The organism is Paenibacillus sp. S28, assembly GCF_016624415.1.
In the GTDB taxonomy this organism is placed as follows: domain Bacteria; phylum Bacillota; class Bacilli; order Paenibacillales; family Paenibacillaceae; genus Paenibacillus_AQ; species Paenibacillus_AQ favisporus.
In genome coordinates, this window is record NZ_JACVTM010000022.1 from 61,577 (window position 1) to 80,309 (window position 18,733).

Consider the following 18,733-nt stretch of genomic DNA (forward strand, 5'->3'; position numbering starts at 1 on the left):
GGTGTTGCTGCAGACGGGGGAGCTGGTGGCACTGATGCTTCCAGGCAAGGACATGATAGCCCCTGGAAGCAGCGCACAGCGCAAATTGACACGTGCAAAGGAGGATCAACTTATGCTGGAGTATCGTTACGACCCGAGCATCATTCAGATTACGGAAAGCGTCAACGAGCAGGACGCGGAGTTCCGCATCCGGCTGCTACAGGAAGAGCCTTATCTGGCTCGGCTCAAGCAGATCAGGCGCTTTTTCGAGGACAATGATATCTACACCGACGCCTTGTTTTATGTCTATAAAAATCACGAGTACGGCGCGATCGTACGGAAGGAATACTACGTGGACTTCGTGCTGGCGCTGATGAAGCATCAGCTGCTGCAGAGCGTGGAGTGGAAGCCTTCCCCTTAGAGCTTTTAGCGCTGGCGGTGCGTTCGCTGTTGATCTATTCAGGCCATTGGCTGCAACAAAATAGATGCGCTTCACATTTACTTCTACGTTGGAAATGTGGCAGCGCCATTTATACCAGGGTTAATACGTTAGTCAAATAAGAAGCCGCCCGGCTTGCTCCTTTCGAGCAGAGACCGGCGGCTTCTTTTCACGCGCTTATGAGGTTTCATTCAACATAGCGCTCTTTTACAGCGCGTAATGCTACTCCGCCAACTCAATGATCGACTCGTATTTCCGCTTCGTATCCGCCAGCCGGGTATCGAGGCGTGAATACTCCCCCTCCAAGCGGCGGACAATCCGCTCCACCTCGGATATTTTCTCCTGCACCTCGTCCTGGGTATCCCGGATTCTCCCCTGCACAAGCCAGTCGGATATAAAGCCGTCGAAGAAATAATCAGAAAATTTCAAAAAGCTCCCGATCCCGATTTCGATATCCAGCGCCATTTGCACATCTTTCAGCTCTTTGCCGAACCGGCGCAGGCTGAACTGCGCTGATTCAATGTGCTCCATCGCCTCGTCAATGCGGCTGTGCTTCATATGCGTGGAGATCATGCCGCCGCCGAGCATGTCGTAGGTTCCCCAATTCCCGGCCGAGCCCAAACTATCATCCGCCCGCTCCAGATCCTCCAGTACGGCCTCGCCTGCACGCACCGCTTCTTTCAATTCCTTGAGCTGGACCGACAGGTCGGCCTGTTCTTCGGCGAGCGCCGCCAGCTCGGCGTTGTTCTGTAAAATCACTTTTTCTTTCCCGTCCAGAATCTTCTCATATTCAAACTCCGCGTAACGAACCTCCTGGAACTTCCGCTCCAGCTCCTGCAGTTCGTTTTGGATATCAACTACGCTGCGGGCAGCCATATCATATTTCGCCTTGAACTCCAGCACTTCCAGCTGCTCCCGCTCCAGCTTCTCCTCTTTCCGGCCGATCATGCTGTAAAACAAACCGGAGAGCGAAGTCCCCGTCAAGCGCTCCACGTCCTTCTCCTCATCGGCCAGCCTAAGCTTCCAGCGCTCGGCTTCGTCCTGCTGCTCTCTCAGTTCCCGCGACAGTTCCTGCATCCGGTTTTCATACTTCGTTTTGTTCCGGATGTCCTCTTTCAGCTTAGTCAACTGACGGTTGGCTTCTTCAAACATCACGTTCCCTCCGTTTCCAGTCTGCGATCTGTTGTTATATGTAATAAACGTCATAGCATGCCGCGAAGTTTCATGGAATGTTCCGTATGCAGCAAAGCCTTACGTGATCAAGCTGCTGCCAAAGTGGATTTTATCCGCAAAAATCGCTATGATTAAACCAGATTGCACAAAGGAGTGAACCTCAATTTCATGAAACTGAAGACATTCACGCTTCCGCTCGTGCTCGTGCTGACAGCGGCGCTTGCGCTTGGCGGATGCGGCAAGAAAAACAGCGACGAGGACGCATCGAAGGACACATCCGGAGGACAAGCTACTGAGCAGACGACGGACCAGACTTCCGGCAATTCGTCATCGTCCGGCACGACAGGATCGGATTCCTCCACGGACAGCTCGACCTCGGCTTCCGGTCAGCAGCAGAAGAGCTGGACAAGCCCGCCTGCCATGCAGATCGACCAGAACAAAAAGTACGAGGCAGAAGTCAAAACGTCCAAAGGCACGTTTACGATTGAGCTGTTCGCCAAGGACGCGCCGAAGACGGTCAACAACTTCGTGTTCCTGTCCAAGGAAGGCTTTTACAACGGGGTCATTTTCCACCGGATCATCGAAACGTTCATGGTACAGACCGGTGACCCGACCGGAACAGGCTCCGGCGGACCGGGATACTCTTTCGAAGATGAGAAAACGAACTATAAATACGAGTCGGGCATCGTCGCCATGGCAAACGCCGGACCGGATACAAACGGCAGCCAGTTCTTTATCTGTACCGGTGCGGACAGCGATTATCTGAACCAACAGCCGAACTACACCATTTTCGGTAAAGTCACAAAGGGTATGGATGTCGTGATGAAGATCGCCAAAACACCGGTCACCGTCGGACCTAGCGGCGAGGAAAGCACCCCGACCGAGAAAGTTACGATCGACGGCGTCACGATTACTGAGAAATAAACCAGTGCGAAGCCGTACGCTTGTACGGCGCAGCACATCATGATGCAACAAAGAACCGTTCGCCCCTGAGGGTGGACGGTTCTTTGTTTGACCGCGCATAAATCTCCTGTCCAGGTCATGCTTCAGCAGGCTTGTTCATATTGTAAATTAAACAAGAACAAGCCCGACGGCTGCGGAGGTTCACCGGAATAAACTCGGGAGAAACCAAAGCATCTCAGCCGCTGGCAGCAGGAGGCCTACGTGAACGCAATGATTCTGGGAAGCCTCGTGACTTCCCTATGTACGGCGGCGGGAGCCCTTCCCGCTCTGCTGTTTTCGAATATTAGCCACCGGGGCAGAGACAGCCTGCTCGCTTTCACGGCAGGTATCATGGTCGCCGCCTCAACGTACGGGCTGATCCCGTCTTCCCTCAAGCTGTCAAACCTGTGGGTGCTGACGATCGGCATCCTCCTTGGTACGGTGACCTTGACCCTGATGGAGCTGCTCATTCCACACACGGACCCGGCCCATGATATCAAGCGGAGCGACAGCACGCAGACGGGATCCTGGATGTTTCTGTCAGCCATGGCGCTGCACAATTTACCCGAAGGGCTGTCGGTCGGCGTCAGCTACGGCAGTCCCAACCAGGAGCTGGGGACGATCGTGGCGCTGAGCATCGGCCTGCAAAACATCCCCGAAGGCTTTCTGACCGCGCTCTACCTCGTTACGCACGGCATGCGAAGGCGGTACGCCTTTCTTCTCGCCGCGCTTACGGGCGGGCTGGAGTTCCTCTCCTGCTGGGCCGGGCTGAAATTTACCGCTTCCTTCGCCGGTATCGTCCCGTACGGATTGGCTTTTGCCGCCGGCGCCATGCTGTTCGTTGTATACAAAGAGCTCATTCCAGAGAGCCACGGGGACGGCAATGAGCGGGCTTCGACCTTTTCTTTTATTTTCGGCCTGCTCTCCATGATCGCCATGACGCATTTGCTGGGGTGAGGGACCGGAATGTACCCTCGTGGAAAATAGAACAATACAAACAACCATAAGAGACTGCTAAGCCACCTAGTGGAAGCAGTCTCTCGTTTTGTTTCGTGGTTTTATCCCCTGATCAGCAGCAGCACCGCTCCCCTCTTCGCCATCGCCTACCATACGGGGCGCAGTGGGTGCTGTAGATCCTCTTCGTTGACGTTTTCGATAATGTGCTTCAAATCCTGCTGCAGCGTCTTCATATGGTCGCTTCCGATCATCCGGGCCCAGCGCTGCTCAATCTCTTTGTAGATGTTCTCTTTCGTCCGTACCAGCGACCAGCCGCGTTCGGTCAGGACGACCATCTTGCCACGGCCATCGGAAGGGTGGGGCTTGCGCGCGACATAGCCGCACTCTTCCAGGTAGTCGAGCATTTGGCTGACGGCCTGCTTCGATATGCCCAGGTGCGCTACGAGCGTCTTGGCCGTCGCCCCATCCGGCATCAAGCCCTGGAACAAAAAGCTGTGCGCCGGCCGCACATCGCCGAACCCCGCCTCCTTCAGGCGGTTATGGAGCTCCTGGTTCATCGCGCTGAAGGAGAGCGATAACAGGGAAGCCAAATCTTGATTATATGGGAACGTTTTGGACATGGTTGTACAACTCCTTGCTGTCTTAAAGGAATAAATTGGTCAGTTAGATTGACTTCAAAGCATTCTCATTATACCGTTCCCGAGATACGTGAATCAAATTCCGGGAAGTGGCACCGCTTCCATCATGAAATGGGCTTTGGGCGCAACTTCCGCTGGCCCGGAAACGTCTGGTAGGTAACGTCGATTTTTCCACTTTTTAGCGCAAAAGGTTGCAACATAAGGAATACGAAAGAGTACCATTTTCTCCTCGACGCGAAAATCACCCTGGTCTTCACACCTGATTCCACCGATAAGGAGGCTAACCATCCATGCCAAAGACCAAAACGCTGCCGCTGCTGTTCGCCCTGCTCCTGCTGGTATTACCGGCATGCTCGAAGCAGGAAGACGGCAGCCGGGACCAACGGAGCAATCCGACTCCTCCGATCTCGCTAACGGCCCGGAAGCAGGAGGCCGGCAAAATCGATCCTGCCCTCATCTCCGCCCACAACCGCCTGGGGCTGCAGCTCCACCGCGAACTAACTGGGCAGGCCGAAGCCGGAGACAATGTCCTTCTCTCCCCCTACAGCATCTGGACGGCCCTGTCCATCGCATACAACGGCAGCGCCGGCACGACGGCACGCGAAATGGCCTCCGTATTCGGGCTGAAGGACATGCCGCTTAACGAAATGAACGAGGGAAACGCGATTTTGTTCAGGCTGCTGGAAGGGGAAGACTCCGGCGTCCGGCTGAACATCGCCAATGCGATCTGGCATCAGCAGGGCGTTCCGTTCAAGGACTCTTTTATCCAGGCAGGCAAGGAGAGCTACGGGGCCGAGGTTCAGGAGGTCGATTTCGCTTCCGACAAGTCCGTGAAGACGATCAACCGCTGGATCAGCAAGGAAACCGAGGGCAAAATCGAGAAAATGCTGGGGCAGCCGCTGTCGCCAACGACCATTGCAGTGCTAGCCAACGCGATTTATTTCAACGGATCATGGACCGATCCGTTTAATCCGGAATACACAAAAGACGAACCGTTTACGCTGGCTGACGGCGGCGTCCGGACGCTGCCGATGATGCATACCGCCAACATGCTGCCGTACAAGGAGACACCCGATTGGCAGGCCGTCCGCCTTCCTTACGGAGACGGCCGCATGGATATGCTGGTCATCCTCCCCGCCGCCAGCTCTTCGCTGGACCAATTGGAGCAGCAGCTCTGGGCAGACCCTGCTCCGTGGCAGCAGCCCTTTGACGAGGCATACGTACAGCTTGGGCTGCCCCGGTTCAAGGCCGAGTACGGCAGCGACTTGAAAGATCCGCTCATTCGGCTCGGCATGAAGCAGGCCTTTCAGCCGGATGCTGCCGATTTTTCCCATATGGCCGACATTCGCCCCCTTTTCCTGTCCAAGGTTCTGCACCGGATGGTGCTCGACGTAAACGAAAAGGGAACCGAGGCTGCTGCGGCAACGGTCATCAGCGAAGAATCCGGCTCTATGCCCGTAAAAGTCTACGAAATGACGGTGAACCGGCCGTTCTTCCTGGCGATCGAGGATACACAGACCCATGCCTGGCTGTTTATCGGCTCGGTGAACGATCCCGAATGACCGGCTCGCGCACAACAAAAAAGCCAACCCCTTCCTAAATAGGATAGGGTTGGCTTTTAACATAGGCAATGGGTTCACCTGCAAAACTTTAGTTCAATCAATATAATGAAAAATTAACGGGATCAACAACATGAGGCAATTGGCGTTTCCTGTGCGACTTTGAACCCAATTGAGAGTCGGCGGGTTAAGACAACGCCTGCAGCGTCACGCCTTCGGGCAGCACCGCCAGCACTTGCTCCCGTACGGGCGTGCTGTCGGCAAGCTCTTCGCCCAAGATGGCGACGACGCCCCGGTCCTCGCGGGAGCGGATCAGCCGGCCGATGCCCTGGCGGAGCCGAAGCAGCATATACGGCATGTCCACTTCTTCGAATGGCGCTGCCGATTCTTTGCGCTTGGCCGTAAACACCGGATCATGCGGCGGGAACGGCAGCGACCAGACGATCACGTTCGAGAGCGCCGGTCCGGGCACGTCCAGTCCCTCCCACAGGCTAACCGCGCACAACACGCTGGTCTCCTCGCGCTGGAAGGCGGAGATCAGATGGCTGATCTCCTGGTCCCCTTCGAAGTAAAACGGAACGTCAGGCACCTCGACCGTGCCTGCGGCCAGCTCCTGCTTAAACCGCCGCAGCTCCTCCCTGCCGTTAAACAGGATCAGTGCCCGGCCCCCGGATTCGCGAAGAAGGCGGGCAGCGGCTTCCAGCTTGCCGTTAAAATCGGCCGTCGACCGGGAGTCCGCCGGGGTCAGCACCTTCATCTGATCCGCGTAATCGTACGGGGACGGTACGGAGAAGGAGAGAAGGCTCTCAATGCCAAGGCTGTCCGCCACGTAATCGAACGAGCCCTGAACCGACAAGGTAGCTGAGGAGAACACGATCGGCATCTTCGCGCCGAATACCTGTTCCTGCAGTACCTCCTTGACCGTTCTCGGCATGATCGACAGCGTCAGCCCGTCCGGTCCGTCGACGGCCCAGCAGATCAGCGCCTCGGAGCGCTCGAACAGATGGAGCGCCTTCTGCATCATTTCCAGGTGCTCCTCTACGATCCGGAGCTCGTACTCGTTCAGCGTGTACAGCTCGCTCTCAAACACGAGCTCCTCCTCGATCGAGGTGAGGAGCGAACGGAACCGGTGCACCTCGGTGAGCAGCGCGCCGTCCAGCACGATTTCCTTCCGGTCGGAGCCGTCCACGCTGCGGCTCTGCCGGCCGAATGCCGCGAACATCGCTTCGCTCTGCACGATCGCCTCGTCGATCAGCACCGCCAGCGATTCGCGGATCTCGCCCTGAAGCAGCCTCGTGATGAGTTCCTCAAACACGACGTGCTTCATTTTGTAGCTGAGGGCCTTCATGGCGGCCGATTCGAGCAGATGCCCTTCGTCGAAGACGACGGCGCAATGCTCCGGCAGCAGAGGCAGCTGCCCCTCCCGCTTCCGGCCCTCGTAAGTCCATACATGCTCCATGTAATAATCATGCGAGCAGATGATCAGGTCCGCCGCCTGGCGGTAGTGATCCCGCGACAGCGTCTGGCCGCAGCGGTGGCGGCGGTCGCAGGTGAAGCAGTCCTGGAACGGATCCCAGTTAATCCGGCTCCATTCCTCATCGGTTAACTCCGGGTATCCCTTCCGGTCCCCGTAAGCATGAAAGGACTGCATCGGCGCGGTAGAATACACGAAATCCGGCAGGCCGGCGGCCAAGTCGTCCCAGCGCACCCCTTCTTCGTCCCGCAGCCGGACGTCGTCCAGTTTGCGCAGGCACAGGTACTGGTCGGGCGACTTGCCCAGCCGGGCATCAATGTGAAGCCCAAGGTGGCGGGCCAATTTCGCAATATCCCCCTCCGGCTTCACCAGCTGCTCGATCAGCGATTCGTCGGCGCAGGCGATCACCGCGGGTCTGCGGGTATACCGCGCGTAGCATACGGAATAGAGCAAGTACACCAGCGTCTTGCCCGTCCCGACCCCCGCCTCGGCAAATATCGTTTTCTTCTCGGCAAAAGCCTTCTCCAGCTGAAAAGCCATATAAATCTGCTCGTCGCGGATTTCAAATCCCGCTTCCGGCAGCACATCATAAAACACATCGGCGACCCATTCGCCTGCTTGCTGGACGAAAGGCCGCTTTGGATCATACGTAAAAGGATACCGCTCCACGTCTTTTGGTTCCCTCCAAGCTACTCATAAATGCAGCCGCCCCCACTTTCGGGAAGGCGAACAACCCATTATCACATGCTCCCTCCCGAATTACAATGGGGCGGTCAAAAAATTAAAAGCCGCCCCCTTCGGACCCATACATCCGGGGGACGGCCAATTTTCTTAGATTTAGGCATGCAAAGTCGTTCCACGCCTTATGACGTACGTCATCTGAAGCAAAACCTGATTTTCTCTATAGTGGCTCTCGCCATCACGGCTCCCGGGAGTCGCCCGCTGCAACCGCCGGCGGGGGTTCGGGCTCGTAAAGCCCCGAGCGCACCCGAAACCAGCGGTACAAATGTGATACGACGACCTTCAGCACGGCATATCCCGGCACCGCAAGCAGAATGCCGACGACGCCAAACAAGTTGCCGCTCGTCAAAATGACGAAGATAATCGTGATCGGATGAATTTTCAGCGTCTTGCCCATAATTTGCGGGGAAATGAACTTCCCTTCGATGAGCTGGACGACGGTCCAGACGATCACCATCTTGAGCAGCATGATCGGCGAGGTGACGACCGCAACGATGAGTGCCGGCGTAATGGCGATCGCCGGTCCCAGATACGGGACGACGCTGGTGCATGCGGCGATGATCGCCAGAATCAGCGAATACTTCAAGCCGATAATGATATACCCGGCAAACAGCAGCACCCCGATACAGCAGCTGACGATAATCTGCCCGCGGATATAAGAGCTGATCTGATGGTTCATTTCTTTCATGACTCGCGAGGTTTCCCCGCGCAGCCGCGTCGGCACAAAGTGTAAAATGTAACCCGGCAGCCGTTTGCCGTCCTTCAGCAGGTAGAACAGAATGAACGGCAGTGTCACGATGGCCAGAACCACTTCAATCAGACCGCCCACGAATCCGCCAAGCCCCGTCCAGGTGCGGTTCAGAAATTCCGAGCCTTTCTCCGAGACGGTTTTCATCAGCTCCTGCGGATCGAACGACACGGTCTCCTGCAGATTGCTGACCAGATTGCTTCCCATCAGTTCTTCGACCTTGATGCGGGCAATCTCGGCGTAGCCCGGGAAATTGTTCACCAAATCCATGATCTGCTCCCGAATGACAGGGATGACCAGCGTCACGAGCGCGGCAAGCATGCCGATAATGAAGACGTACAGCAGCAGAATGGTGTGCAGGCGCTTCACCTTCCGCTTTTCCATAAAATCCACAATCGGATTGAGCAAATAATACGCAATTCCGGCGAGAATGAGCGGCAGCACGACGGTTTTGACCAGGACGATCACCGGCTCGAATACGAAAGAAATCTTGGTGAGAACCAGAATATTCAGTCCCAGGAGCAGCAGCACCAGCATAAACAATACAAATCTGTTATTTAGTAAAAACCGCTTAAAACGGCTTGCCCAATTCACCGGATTGTCCATATTTATTCCTCACTCATCTTGATCTTCTTGATTTCGATGCGGCAGTAGCGGTTATGATCCCGCTCCAGCAGGGTGAAGGCCGTTCCTTCGTACACGAACGTCTCGCCTTCGGCCATTTCGCTGATCTGGCTGTACAGCCAGCCGCCGATCGTATCCCATTCCTTTGTATCCAGATCCATAAAGAAATAATCATTGATCATTGAAATTGATACTTTGCCGTCCACAATCAGATGCTGCTCGCCGATCTCCTGGATGTCCTCGACTTCGTCCTTGTCGAACTCGTCACGAATTTCACCGACGATCTCTTCAATAATGTCCTCGATCGTGACAAGACCGGAAGTTCCGCCGTATTCATCGATTAGAATAGCCATGTGCGTCGCTTCCTTCTGCATCCGCTGCAGCAGCACATTGACCGGTGTCACTTCGGATACCGCCATCACCGGATGGATCAGGTTCGCCACATCCAGCTCTTCGTTTTCTTCATAAGCCAGGAAAAATTGCTTCGTATTAATGATGCCGATAACATTATCCTTGCTTCCGTCGATAAGCGGAAATCTGGAGTACTGCTGTTCTTTAATAATTTTCATATTTTCAGACCGCGACTTGTCTTTGTCCAAACAGATCATGTCCGTACGCGGTACCATAATTTCCTTAGCCAGCATGTTGTCGAACGCGAAAATCCGGCTGACATAACCGAATTCGTTATCGTTGATTTTTCCACTCTCATGGCTCTCGCTCAGAATAATCTGAAGCTCCTCCTCGGAGTGGGCCTCCTCATGCTCGGAAGCGGGCTTTACGCCAAACAATCGGACCAGCTGGTTCGCCGATCCATTCAGCAGCCAAATGAACGGGTACATGATTTTGTTAAACCAGATAATGGGTGTCGCCGTCAGCAGGGCAACGGTCTCCGCTTTGCGGATGGCCACTGTTTTCGGCGCCAATTCGCCAATAACGACGTGCAGGTACGTAATGACCGTAAAGGCAATCAGCAGAGACAGAAAATGGCCTAACGCTTCAGGCATATGCCATTTCTCAAACACCGGGGTAAGAATCTTCTCTACGGTCGGCTCCCCGAGGAAACCAAGACAGAGTGATGTAATCGTAATCCCGAGCTGGCACGCGGACAAATATCCGTCCAGATTGTCGATAACCTTCTTCACAGCCTTTGCGCCCTTGCGCCCTTCGGCGATCAGCTGATCGACCCGGCTTCCCCGCACACGGATCACGGCAAACTCCACCGCAACGAAAAAGGCCGACAAACCGATCAGTAATGCAACCAAAACCAAATTTAACACATACCTGTCACTTTCCACTTCTACATCTTCTCCTTATAAAGTAGTCTCGATGATTCCATCCGGCATTCTGCAGGAAGCTTCATCTTCTGCCGCTAAGGCAGCAAACGGGGCAGAACTATGCCCTCCCATTCATTTACCATGTGGCGGCCCGCTGAAACAGGTTCATCGCAAAATGCTGGATAACTAGGTAATACGCAGAAGCCCGGGTTCAGGTTTCAAGCGACTCCTAAAAAACAAAAGGCTCCAACCATCACGGCGCTCCCCGTGTACCGAAGCCTTTCCCGCCCTGTAAGCGGACGCCCCTACGGCGTGCACGAAGCGATTCATCCATATCCCTTGTTGGACAGACCTTTGTCAGCGGCCCGTTGTTAAGTATTCCGTCCCCGATGCTTGACCGCAGCGTAGAAACCCGAAGCTCCGTTGAACGGGAAGGCTTACCGGGAATAGGACGATATCAGCTTGCTTGCAATCAACGTGCAAGGCCGACTGGCTTTACTTACTGTTCGTTGGCATGCTTCTTGATTTTGGTGACCAAATTGTCCACGAGCTGCTGCATAATCTGCTGGGCCATCGGGTCCGTCAGCGCACCGGACTCGTCAAATTTGGTATGCGATTGCGGGAGCAGAAATTCCGGCCGGTTCACCGAATCCATGTTGAGCGCAAACAAAAGCGAGCGTATGCCAACCTGGGCTCTGCCCGTACCACCCATGCCCGGCGTGGCGCCCATAAGCGCTACCGGTTTCTGGGCCAGCGGCGTTTGAAGGGCCGGTCTTGAAGCCCAATCCAGCGCATTCTTCAACGCGCCTGACAGCTGCCCGTTATATTCCGGCGAGCTGATCAAAAAGCCATTCCCCGAATGCAGCAGCTCGGCAAACTGCTTCACCGCTTCCGGCAGTTCACTTTCCAAATCCTGATTGTATAAAGGAAGTACGGAAATATCGGCAAGCGTGAAGCGAAAATCCTCCGGCAGAAGCGCTGCCGCGTTATGGAGCAGCTGTGTATTGTGGGAATGCTTGCGGAGACTTCCGGAAATCCCCACGATATGAAAACGTTCAGACATGATCGATTTCTCCTTTTTATCGTAAGTATAGAAGTAAGTAAGGGATATGGCAGCACGCTCCGTGCCCGTAAAGGGCCATAGCTTCATGATACGACAGAATTCGACGGGTGAACATCAAATTTTTCCAAAAAAGAGGGAACCCGGCCTCTCTCCATCAAGAAGGATTCCGGGTTCCCGTATAGACATGTATTCGAAGATTTGCCGATCAGTGGCTGATCATCAGCGACGGATCCGGCTGGCTTCCGTCTGTGGCATCCGCGGCGGCCGGCTTCGGTCTGCGCAGAATGAGGCACAGCACCACGCCGACGATCGCAAAGCAGGAGGCCAGGAAGAACACATCGTCAAAACCCTGCACTGCCGCGTTCAACGGATTGCCTCCACGGCTCGCGTGAGCAGTGGTGCGGCTGATCAGGTAGCCTGACATGCCGGCGACTGCAAAGGACACGACGACCTGCTGGGCAGCGGCGGTCAGCGGCGTCACCCGGTTCACCAGCTTGCGCGGTGCGGCGTTCAGCACGTGGGTATTGAGTGGCATCATCGACAAGCCCATGCCGAATCCGAGCATGAAGAGCAGCGGCATGATACTCCACAGCGACGTGTCGGCCGTAATATGCGACAGGCTGAACAGCGCTGCCGAAATGAGGAGAAGGCCGATAATCGCCACCGGACGGGCGCCGTATTTATCGAAGAACTTCCCGCCGATCGGCATGCCGATCCCGGAAGCCAGCGCCTGCGGCAACAGGATGAAGCCGGTCTCCAGCGGCGTAAACTGGCGGATCTGCTGCAGGTACAGCGGAACGAACAGCATCGAGCCGAACAAGGCCGCCTGCATGATCCAGGAGAGAATGATGCCCCGGGTAAAATCCGAGGAGCCGAAGACGCGCAGCTCCAGCAGCGGGTTCTTCTGCCGAAGCTCCACGGCGATAAAAATCAGCAGGGCTGCCCCGCCGACGATGAGCCCGGTCAATGCGCCGGTCGAGGACCAGCTCACGCTGCCTCCCTCATTGACGCCGTAAGCCAGCATGGCGAAGGCAATCGGAGCCAGAATCATGCCGATCAAATCGAGGTGCGGAGTCTGCTGCCGATCTGCTGTCGGCAGAAACTTCACGCCCAGGATGACGCCGACGATCCCGATCGGAACGTTAATCAGGAAGATCCAATGCCAGTTCACATACTCCACCAGCCAGCCCGACAGAATCGGGCCAAGCGCCGGCGCGAGAAGCATCGGAATGCCGAGCAGCCCCATGATCGAGCCGCGGCGCTCCGGAGGAGCGAGCTTAAAGACCAGCGCCATACCGATCGGCGCGACCATACCCCCGCCAAGCCCCTGGATGACGCGGTAAATAATCAGCTGGGTCGACGTCTGCGCCATGGAGCAGAGCGCCGATCCGATGACAAACATAATGATGGTGGCAATGAAAACCTGTTTGGAGCCGAAACGGTCGGTCATCCAGCCGGCCAGCGGAATGACTGCCGAAAGGGCCAACGTATAACCGGTAATCGCCCATTGAATGGTCTTCAGGTCGGTGTCAAAGTAGCTCACCAGGTTCGGCACCGCCACGTTGACCACGGTGCTGTCCAGAATGACCATGATCATACCGACAATAATGGCCAGCATGGGCGGAATGATCTTTTTCAGCGAGAATGGAACTTCTGCGGCGGGATTGCCCGCCAAGGTTTTAGACATAAATCTCTCCACTCATTTCTATATATAGTTTGGTTTCCCGTTCCACTCTAGCTGTATTGGTGAAAATAGTGCTCAAACAACGTGTCAATCTGCTCTTCAAGCGGCGCGATATGGATGGTTGAGGCCATATCCTCGTCGCCTTCGGCCAGAAAGGACTTCATGATGACCGGGAAAAAGATCGCCCCGTACAGCTGCATCAGCATCTTCCGGATGTTATCGTCGTCTTCCTCACCGGTAATTTCCCGGACCGTCCCGATCAGCCGCCGGGTCTTCATCACCTTGCAATAATGCGAGTACTCATGCTGCGACTCGAAAATAACGCGGGTCTGATCGATCATCTGTCTCACCAGCCCCGGGTATTCCTGCAGATGGCGGACATAGCGGTAAAAGAACTGCTTCAGCCTTTCCCTCGCCGGCATCGTGTCGTCCTCCAGCGCGTTAAACACGTCCTCGAACGTCAGCACGAGGGAACGGATCGCCTGGGTGATCAGCTTTTCCTTCGAGCCGAAGTGATAATTGACCAGCGCGAGGTTGGTGTCCGCCTTGGTCGCGATCCGGCGCAAGGTGGCACACTCAATGCCTTCATCCCGAATCAGCTCGACGGTGGCTTTTAATATATCGTGTTTGGTGTCGGTTCCTGAAGCATGCCCTGTGGTGTCTTCCTTCATCGGTTCTTTCACCTGCCCCCCCTCTCCTGTCATGCAGCAAATTTAAACAGTGTTTAATACGTTGTTTAATTTACTCTCGGCCGCCCCCTTTGTCAATATTTATCTGTAAAAAAATACATAAGGACACACCGGGGATTCTCGGGCACAAAAAAAGGCCCGGCAGCATCATGCTGCCAGGCCTCCCAGCGTAAACTACTTCATCGCTCGATTTCTTTATTCAGTGACTGCGTTATTGGCAGTGGATCACGATATCCAGCGGATAATGGCCGGCATTCCGGCCATACAGCGCAATCCTCTTTCATCAGCCTGAAGCTTCAGCCGGAACCGGCGGCTTCCGTTCAGCCGCGACGCGATCCGGCTCGGCACTTCTGCGAGCTTGGGCCGGGTCATCCAGAAATCAAGGGCTTGTATTCCGTGGCCTTACTTTTGTTCCCGGACCGTCAGTACAGCGGACTGGACTTCTTGGGCATGCCGGCCGATCTGAATTTCAAATTCGCCGGCTTCGACGACCGGATTCAGATCACGGTCAATGAAAGACAGTTCTTCGTGCCCGATCCCGAACGTGACCGTCTTCGTCTCACCCGGCTGCAGCCAAATCTTGGCGAAGCCTTTCAGCTCCTTCTTCGGTCGGGTCACCGTGCTGACCTTGTCGGAGATGTACAGTTGGACCGTTTCCGCTCCAGCCCGGCTGCCGGTGTTGGTCACCGTTACTGCAGCCTCCGCCCGTCCTTCCGGCGTGATTTCCGCCGGCGAGACGGTCACCGGGCCATACTCGAACTCGGTGTAGCTGAGCCCGAACCCGAAGGGATAAGCCGGCTCCAAATCCGTCTCCAGGTAGCGCCGCCCGGTCGTACGCTTGCTGTTATAGCGGACCGGCAGCTGGCCGATATGCTTCGGAACGGAGAGCGTCAGCCGGCCGGAAGGGTTCTCGTCGCCGAATACGATATCGGCGATCGCATGGCCGCCCTCCTGTCCCGGGTACCATGCCTCCAGGATGGCGTCGGCATGCTCGTCGATCCACGGCTCCGCGACCGGCCGGCCGTTGATGTACACCACGACCAGCGGCTTCCCGAGCTTGGCCAGCTCCTCCGCCAGCTCCCGCTGCACACCGGACAAGCCCAGCGTGGAGCGGTCGATGCCCTCGCCGCAGTCCATGTCACTGTGCGGGCGGTCCGTCACGACCGACGCACCGGTGCGCAGGTCGATCGTGCCTTCGCCGAAATCGCGCGCGCTCGACCCGCCGAGCACGAGCACGATCGTGTCCGCGGCGGCGGCCGTCTTCAGCGCCAGGTCGAAGCCTTCCCGGCTGTCATCCTTGACCCGGCAGCCCGGCGCGTACAGTACCCGCTCCGGCGCATGCGCCAGCTTGGCCCGGATGCCGTCCAGCACGGTCGACACCTGCTCCCGCGGCTGCGGGGAGGTATAGTCGCCGAGCTGATTGTACACGTTGTCGGCATTCGGGCCGATGACCGCGATCGTCCCCGACTCCTTGGACAGCGGCAGCGTGTCTCCCTGATTCTTCAGCAGGACGATGCCTTCGACGGCCGCCTGGCGGGCGAGCCGGATGTGCTCCTTGCTGCCGATGACGCGGGCTGCCCGTTCCGGGTCGACGTAAGGCTGCTCGAACAGACCCAGTTCAAACTTCGCCTTCAGTACGCGAAGTACCGCTTGGTCCAGTGTCTGCATCTCGATGCGCCCGCTCTGCACAGCCGCTGCCAGGTGCGCGCGGAACATGTCGCCGGACATTTCCATATCCACGCCGGCGTTCACCGCCATGGCGGACGCCTCTTGCGGGTCGGCCGCCGTGTCATGCCCCCACACCAGCATGTTGATGGCACCGCAATCGGTAATGACGAATCCGTCGAAGCCCCACTCCTTGCGCAGCAGGTCTGTAAGCAGATATTTATCGGAGGTGCACGGCACGCCGTCGATTTCGTTATACGCGGTCATGACCGATCTCGCACCGGCCCGGACCGCCGCCTTGAACGGCCGAAGGTCCACCTCGTGCAGCTCGCGCAGCCCCATATGAACCGGCGCGCTGTTGCGTCCGCCTTCCGAGCTGCCGTAGCCGGCAAAATGCTTCAGCGTCGCAATGACGCTGTCGTCGGCGTCCAGCCGCTTGCCCTGCAGCCCCCGCACTGCCGCTTCCGCCATCACGGAAGCGATCCACGGATCTTCCCCGTACGTCTCCTCCGTCCGCCCCCACCGGGGGTCCCGGACGACGTCGAGCACCGGGGAATACGTGGCCGCTCCGCCCTGGCTGCGCGTCTCCAGGGCGATCGCCCGGCAGATCTCCTCATACAGCTCTGGGTTCCACATGCTAGCCAGCGTCAGCGGCACCGGAAACACGGTCGCCCCGATCGCCATATGACCGTGCGAGCACTCCTCCCCGAACAAAATCGGGATGCCGAGGCGCGAGTGCCGGGTCGCGTACCGCTGGATCGCGTTGATCGTCTCCGCGCCTTCCTTTGGCGACAGTCCTGTCGCCAGCGTTACTTCCGTCCACGGATCGGCGCGCAGCACGCCGTACAGCGAACCGATGCCGCCTCGCTCAGCTGCCTCCTTGAACGCTTCGTCCAGCGCGACGCCTTTTTCCTCCCGCCGGTACGTTTTCCAGCCGAACAGCTGCACAAGTTGCCCGACCTTTTCCTCCAGCGTCATGAGGCTGAGCAGATGCTCCGCTCTTGCCTCGCTGCTCAAAGCAGAATCTTGGTAACTCACTGGATCTCCCTCCATATCCCTTGATCCCGCTGCACCCTCTGGGTTCCGAACGGTTACCAAGGGCTGCGCCGAACCCGTAAACGGAATCGTTGGGTCACAAGCTGCAGCGCCTCATTGGCCTTCTTCCAGAAATGCTTCGGTTTTTTATGTATTTATATAAGTGGAAAATTGAAATGGATGACGGGTGCAAGCTGCCTCGTCCCGTCTTAAATGACAATTAGCCAACCCCCGGCCTCGCGGCCGGGATATGTTGGCTCCTTGCACTTGGTATGAATCGGCTTATTTGCCGGTGTTCCACTGGTCGTATGCGGCTTGGTACAGTTCCACGATGCGGTCAGACCCCATCTTTTTCACTTGTGCCACGTATTTATCCCAGTTGGAAAGCGGCTCCTGCCCGGTAATGAACTTCGCTTCCATCTGCTGCACGTAGGTATCGAGGTCAGACATCAAGGCGGACGCTTCGCTCTGCTGTTCGTTCGTCAGATAGACGTTCGGGAACGGCGATTTGCCGATTGGCGTCAGCTTCTCCGCATTCTCCTTGTCAATCCAGTCGTCGAACTCAGATCTGAGGCCTTTGGTCACTTCCGGATCGTTGACGCCCGGCGTCAGGATGCCGAAGTTCGGCGTAATTTTGCCGCGGTATTCCTCGCGGTCGCCGCCGCCCGGTACCGGCAGCCATTCTTTGACGTGGTTTTCCTTGTCTTTGTACTTCCACAGCACGCCTTCCGGTCCTTGGTTAAACAGCGTCGAACCCTCATAACTGTACAGATAGTCGATCCAGCGCATCGTTGCTTCCGGCGCCGGGTCCTTGCTTGTGATCGCAAACGTGCCGTTAGCCGACATGCCCGGATGCTTGCCGTAAACCGGCGTTCCCGCAATTTCGCTGGCAACCGGTGTCATGAGCGGGTTGTCCGAGCTTGGCTCGCCGCCCAGCGTGAAGTAAGGGAAGTAGTCGTTAAACAGGCCGATCTGGTTGTTTTGTCCTTTGGCCTTTTTCTGGTCGGCCGTCTGCGAGAACGTCTCGTGATCCAGTAAGTCTTCCTTCCACAGCTTGTTCATGAAGGTCAAGTAACCCTTGTAGCCTTCTTCTTGAGGGGAGTAGTGTACCTTGCCGTCCTTGTCTGCGTAAATCTTCTCGTCGTACATGCCCCAGAATCCGAAGAAATACATCCGCAAATCATCCAGCTTAACCGAAGTCAGCGGAATTTCATCCTTCTTGCCGTTGCCGTTCGGGTCTTCATCCTTAAAGCGTTTGAGCAGCGTGTACAGCTCGTCGGTTGTCTTCGGCAGCTCGGTTACGTTCAGCGCCTTCAGGAACTTGCCGTTATACCACATCGGGCTGCGGTACCATACGGCGGCCGTATCGATAAACGGCAGGGCATACATATGACCGTCAGGCGTCGTAAACGACTTGCGTACATCCGGATGCTCGTCGAGAATTTTCTTGATGTTCGGCGCATAGCCTTCGTCGATGTACTTTTCGAGCGGAATCAGGACGCCCTGGGTTCCGTACGTCACCTGCTCCGACGGCTTCAGGTCAGCCGCATACAGCATATCCGGCAGATCGCCGCTGGCGAACATCAGATTCTTCTTCGTTTCAAAGCTGTCGATCGGCGAAAGCTGGTATTCCAGATGGATGCCCGACAATTTCTCCATCTCTTGCAGCACGGGCATTTTGTTCCAGTCGGCCACGCCCGCGTCCTGGGACATGACTTTCAGCGTGAGCGGCTTATCCACGATCGGAAAGCCTTCCTTCTTGACGCCCTCCACGGTCGCCGAACTATCGGATGATGCGGATCCGCTTCCTCCGTCTCCCTTAGAAGATCCGCAGGCTGCAAGCAGGCTGGCGGAGATCGTCAGGCAGAGCAGAATGGATGATGCTTTGCGAAGATTTTTCATGACAACAACTCCCCTTTTAAAGTTATTGATCTATGGCAAGATCAGCCCTTAACCGAACCGATCATGACACCTTGCACAAAATAACGCTGAAGGAACGGGTAAATGACAATCACCGGAATAGTGGCGACGATAATCACGGAATACTTC

General features: G+C 56.4%; 14 protein-coding genes and 1 pseudogene. 4 read left to right on the plus strand and 11 right to left on the minus strand.

Annotated features, from left to right (window positions below):
* The first annotated feature begins 4 nt into the window (after positions 1-4).
* Positions 5-400, plus strand: a complete 396-nt coding sequence (locus tag IAE55_RS30660; protein ID WP_105444375.1) for a hypothetical protein — start codon at positions 5-7, stop codon at positions 398-400.
* Positions 401-640: 240 nt separating this feature from the next.
* On the opposite strand, the gene IAE55_RS30665 is transcribed toward IAE55_RS30660, so the two are convergent.
* On the minus strand, positions 641-1,570 hold the full coding sequence (locus tag IAE55_RS30665; RefSeq protein WP_200634739.1) for a hypothetical protein: 930 nt from the start codon (positions 1,568-1,570) through the stop codon (positions 641-643).
* 189 nt (positions 1,571-1,759) lie between these two features.
* On the opposite strand from IAE55_RS30665, the gene IAE55_RS30670 reads away from it, so the two are divergent.
* On the plus strand, positions 1,760-2,515 hold the full coding sequence (locus IAE55_RS30670) for a peptidylprolyl isomerase (protein WP_105444377.1): 756 nt from the start codon (positions 1,760-1,762) through the stop codon (positions 2,513-2,515).
* 240 nt (positions 2,516-2,755) lie between these two features.
* Positions 2,756-3,490 (plus strand): ZIP family metal transporter, encoded by a 735-nt coding sequence (locus tag IAE55_RS30675; RefSeq protein WP_200634740.1) that lies wholly within the window; start codon positions 2,756-2,758, stop codon positions 3,488-3,490.
* 146 nt (positions 3,491-3,636) lie between these two features.
* Here the strand turns inward: IAE55_RS30675 and IAE55_RS30680 are convergent, their stop codons facing one another.
* Positions 3,637-4,110, minus strand: coding sequence for a MarR family winged helix-turn-helix transcriptional regulator (locus IAE55_RS30680; RefSeq protein ID WP_076175964.1), 474 nt, complete (start codon positions 4,108-4,110; stop codon positions 3,637-3,639).
* Between the two features lie 308 nt (positions 4,111-4,418).
* Between IAE55_RS30680 and IAE55_RS30685 the strand changes: the two genes are divergently transcribed.
* Positions 4,419-5,690, plus strand: a complete 1,272-nt coding sequence (locus tag IAE55_RS30685) for a serpin family protein (RefSeq protein WP_200634741.1) — start codon at positions 4,419-4,421, stop codon at positions 5,688-5,690.
* A 184-nt stretch (positions 5,691-5,874) separates the two neighbouring features.
* On the opposite strand, the gene IAE55_RS30690 is transcribed toward IAE55_RS30685, so the two are convergent.
* From IAE55_RS30690 to IAE55_RS34025, 9 genes and pseudogenes are all read right to left on the minus strand, one after another.
* Entirely contained in the window at positions 5,875-7,830 is a 1,956-nt protein-coding gene (locus IAE55_RS30690) for an ATP-dependent DNA helicase (RefSeq protein WP_200634742.1), read from the minus strand.
* Positions 7,831-8,080: 250 nt separating this feature from the next.
* Positions 8,081-9,256 (minus strand): AI-2E family transporter, encoded by a 1,176-nt coding sequence (locus tag IAE55_RS30695; protein WP_089549048.1) that lies wholly within the window; start codon positions 9,254-9,256, stop codon positions 8,081-8,083.
* A gap of 2 nt (positions 9,257-9,258) precedes the next feature.
* Positions 9,259-10,569, minus strand: coding sequence for a hemolysin family protein (locus IAE55_RS30700; RefSeq protein WP_145161190.1), 1,311 nt, complete (start codon positions 10,567-10,569; stop codon positions 9,259-9,261).
* Positions 10,570-11,047: 478 nt separating this feature from the next.
* The gene (locus IAE55_RS30705) at positions 11,048-11,611 is read right to left on the minus strand and encodes an NADPH-dependent FMN reductase (RefSeq protein WP_145950330.1); all 564 of its coding nucleotides are present in this window, start codon (positions 11,609-11,611) and stop codon (positions 11,048-11,050) included.
* A 205-nt stretch (positions 11,612-11,816) separates the two neighbouring features.
* Positions 11,817-13,298 (minus strand): DHA2 family efflux MFS transporter permease subunit, encoded by a 1,482-nt coding sequence (locus tag IAE55_RS30710; protein WP_145950329.1) that lies wholly within the window; start codon positions 13,296-13,298, stop codon positions 11,817-11,819.
* Positions 13,299-13,345: 47 nt separating this feature from the next.
* Positions 13,346-13,978 carry a TetR/AcrR family transcriptional regulator gene (locus tag IAE55_RS34175; RefSeq protein ID WP_325168706.1) on the minus strand — a complete coding sequence of 211 codons (633 nt, stop codon included), beginning with the start codon at positions 13,976-13,978 and terminating at the stop codon, positions 13,346-13,348.
* A 408-nt stretch (positions 13,979-14,386) separates the two neighbouring features.
* Positions 14,387-16,687 (minus strand): glycoside hydrolase family 3 N-terminal domain-containing protein, encoded by a 2,301-nt coding sequence (locus IAE55_RS30720; protein ID WP_442793363.1) that lies wholly within the window; start codon positions 16,685-16,687, stop codon positions 14,387-14,389.
* Positions 16,688-16,966: 279 nt separating this feature from the next.
* Complete coding sequence (locus IAE55_RS30725) at positions 16,967-18,586, minus strand: extracellular solute-binding protein (protein ID WP_105444387.1); 1,620 nt, start codon at positions 18,584-18,586, stop codon at positions 16,967-16,969.
* A gap of 41 nt (positions 18,587-18,627) precedes the next feature.
* A pseudogene (locus IAE55_RS34025) lies at positions 18,628-18,733 on the minus strand (carbohydrate ABC transporter permease); the annotation flags it as partial.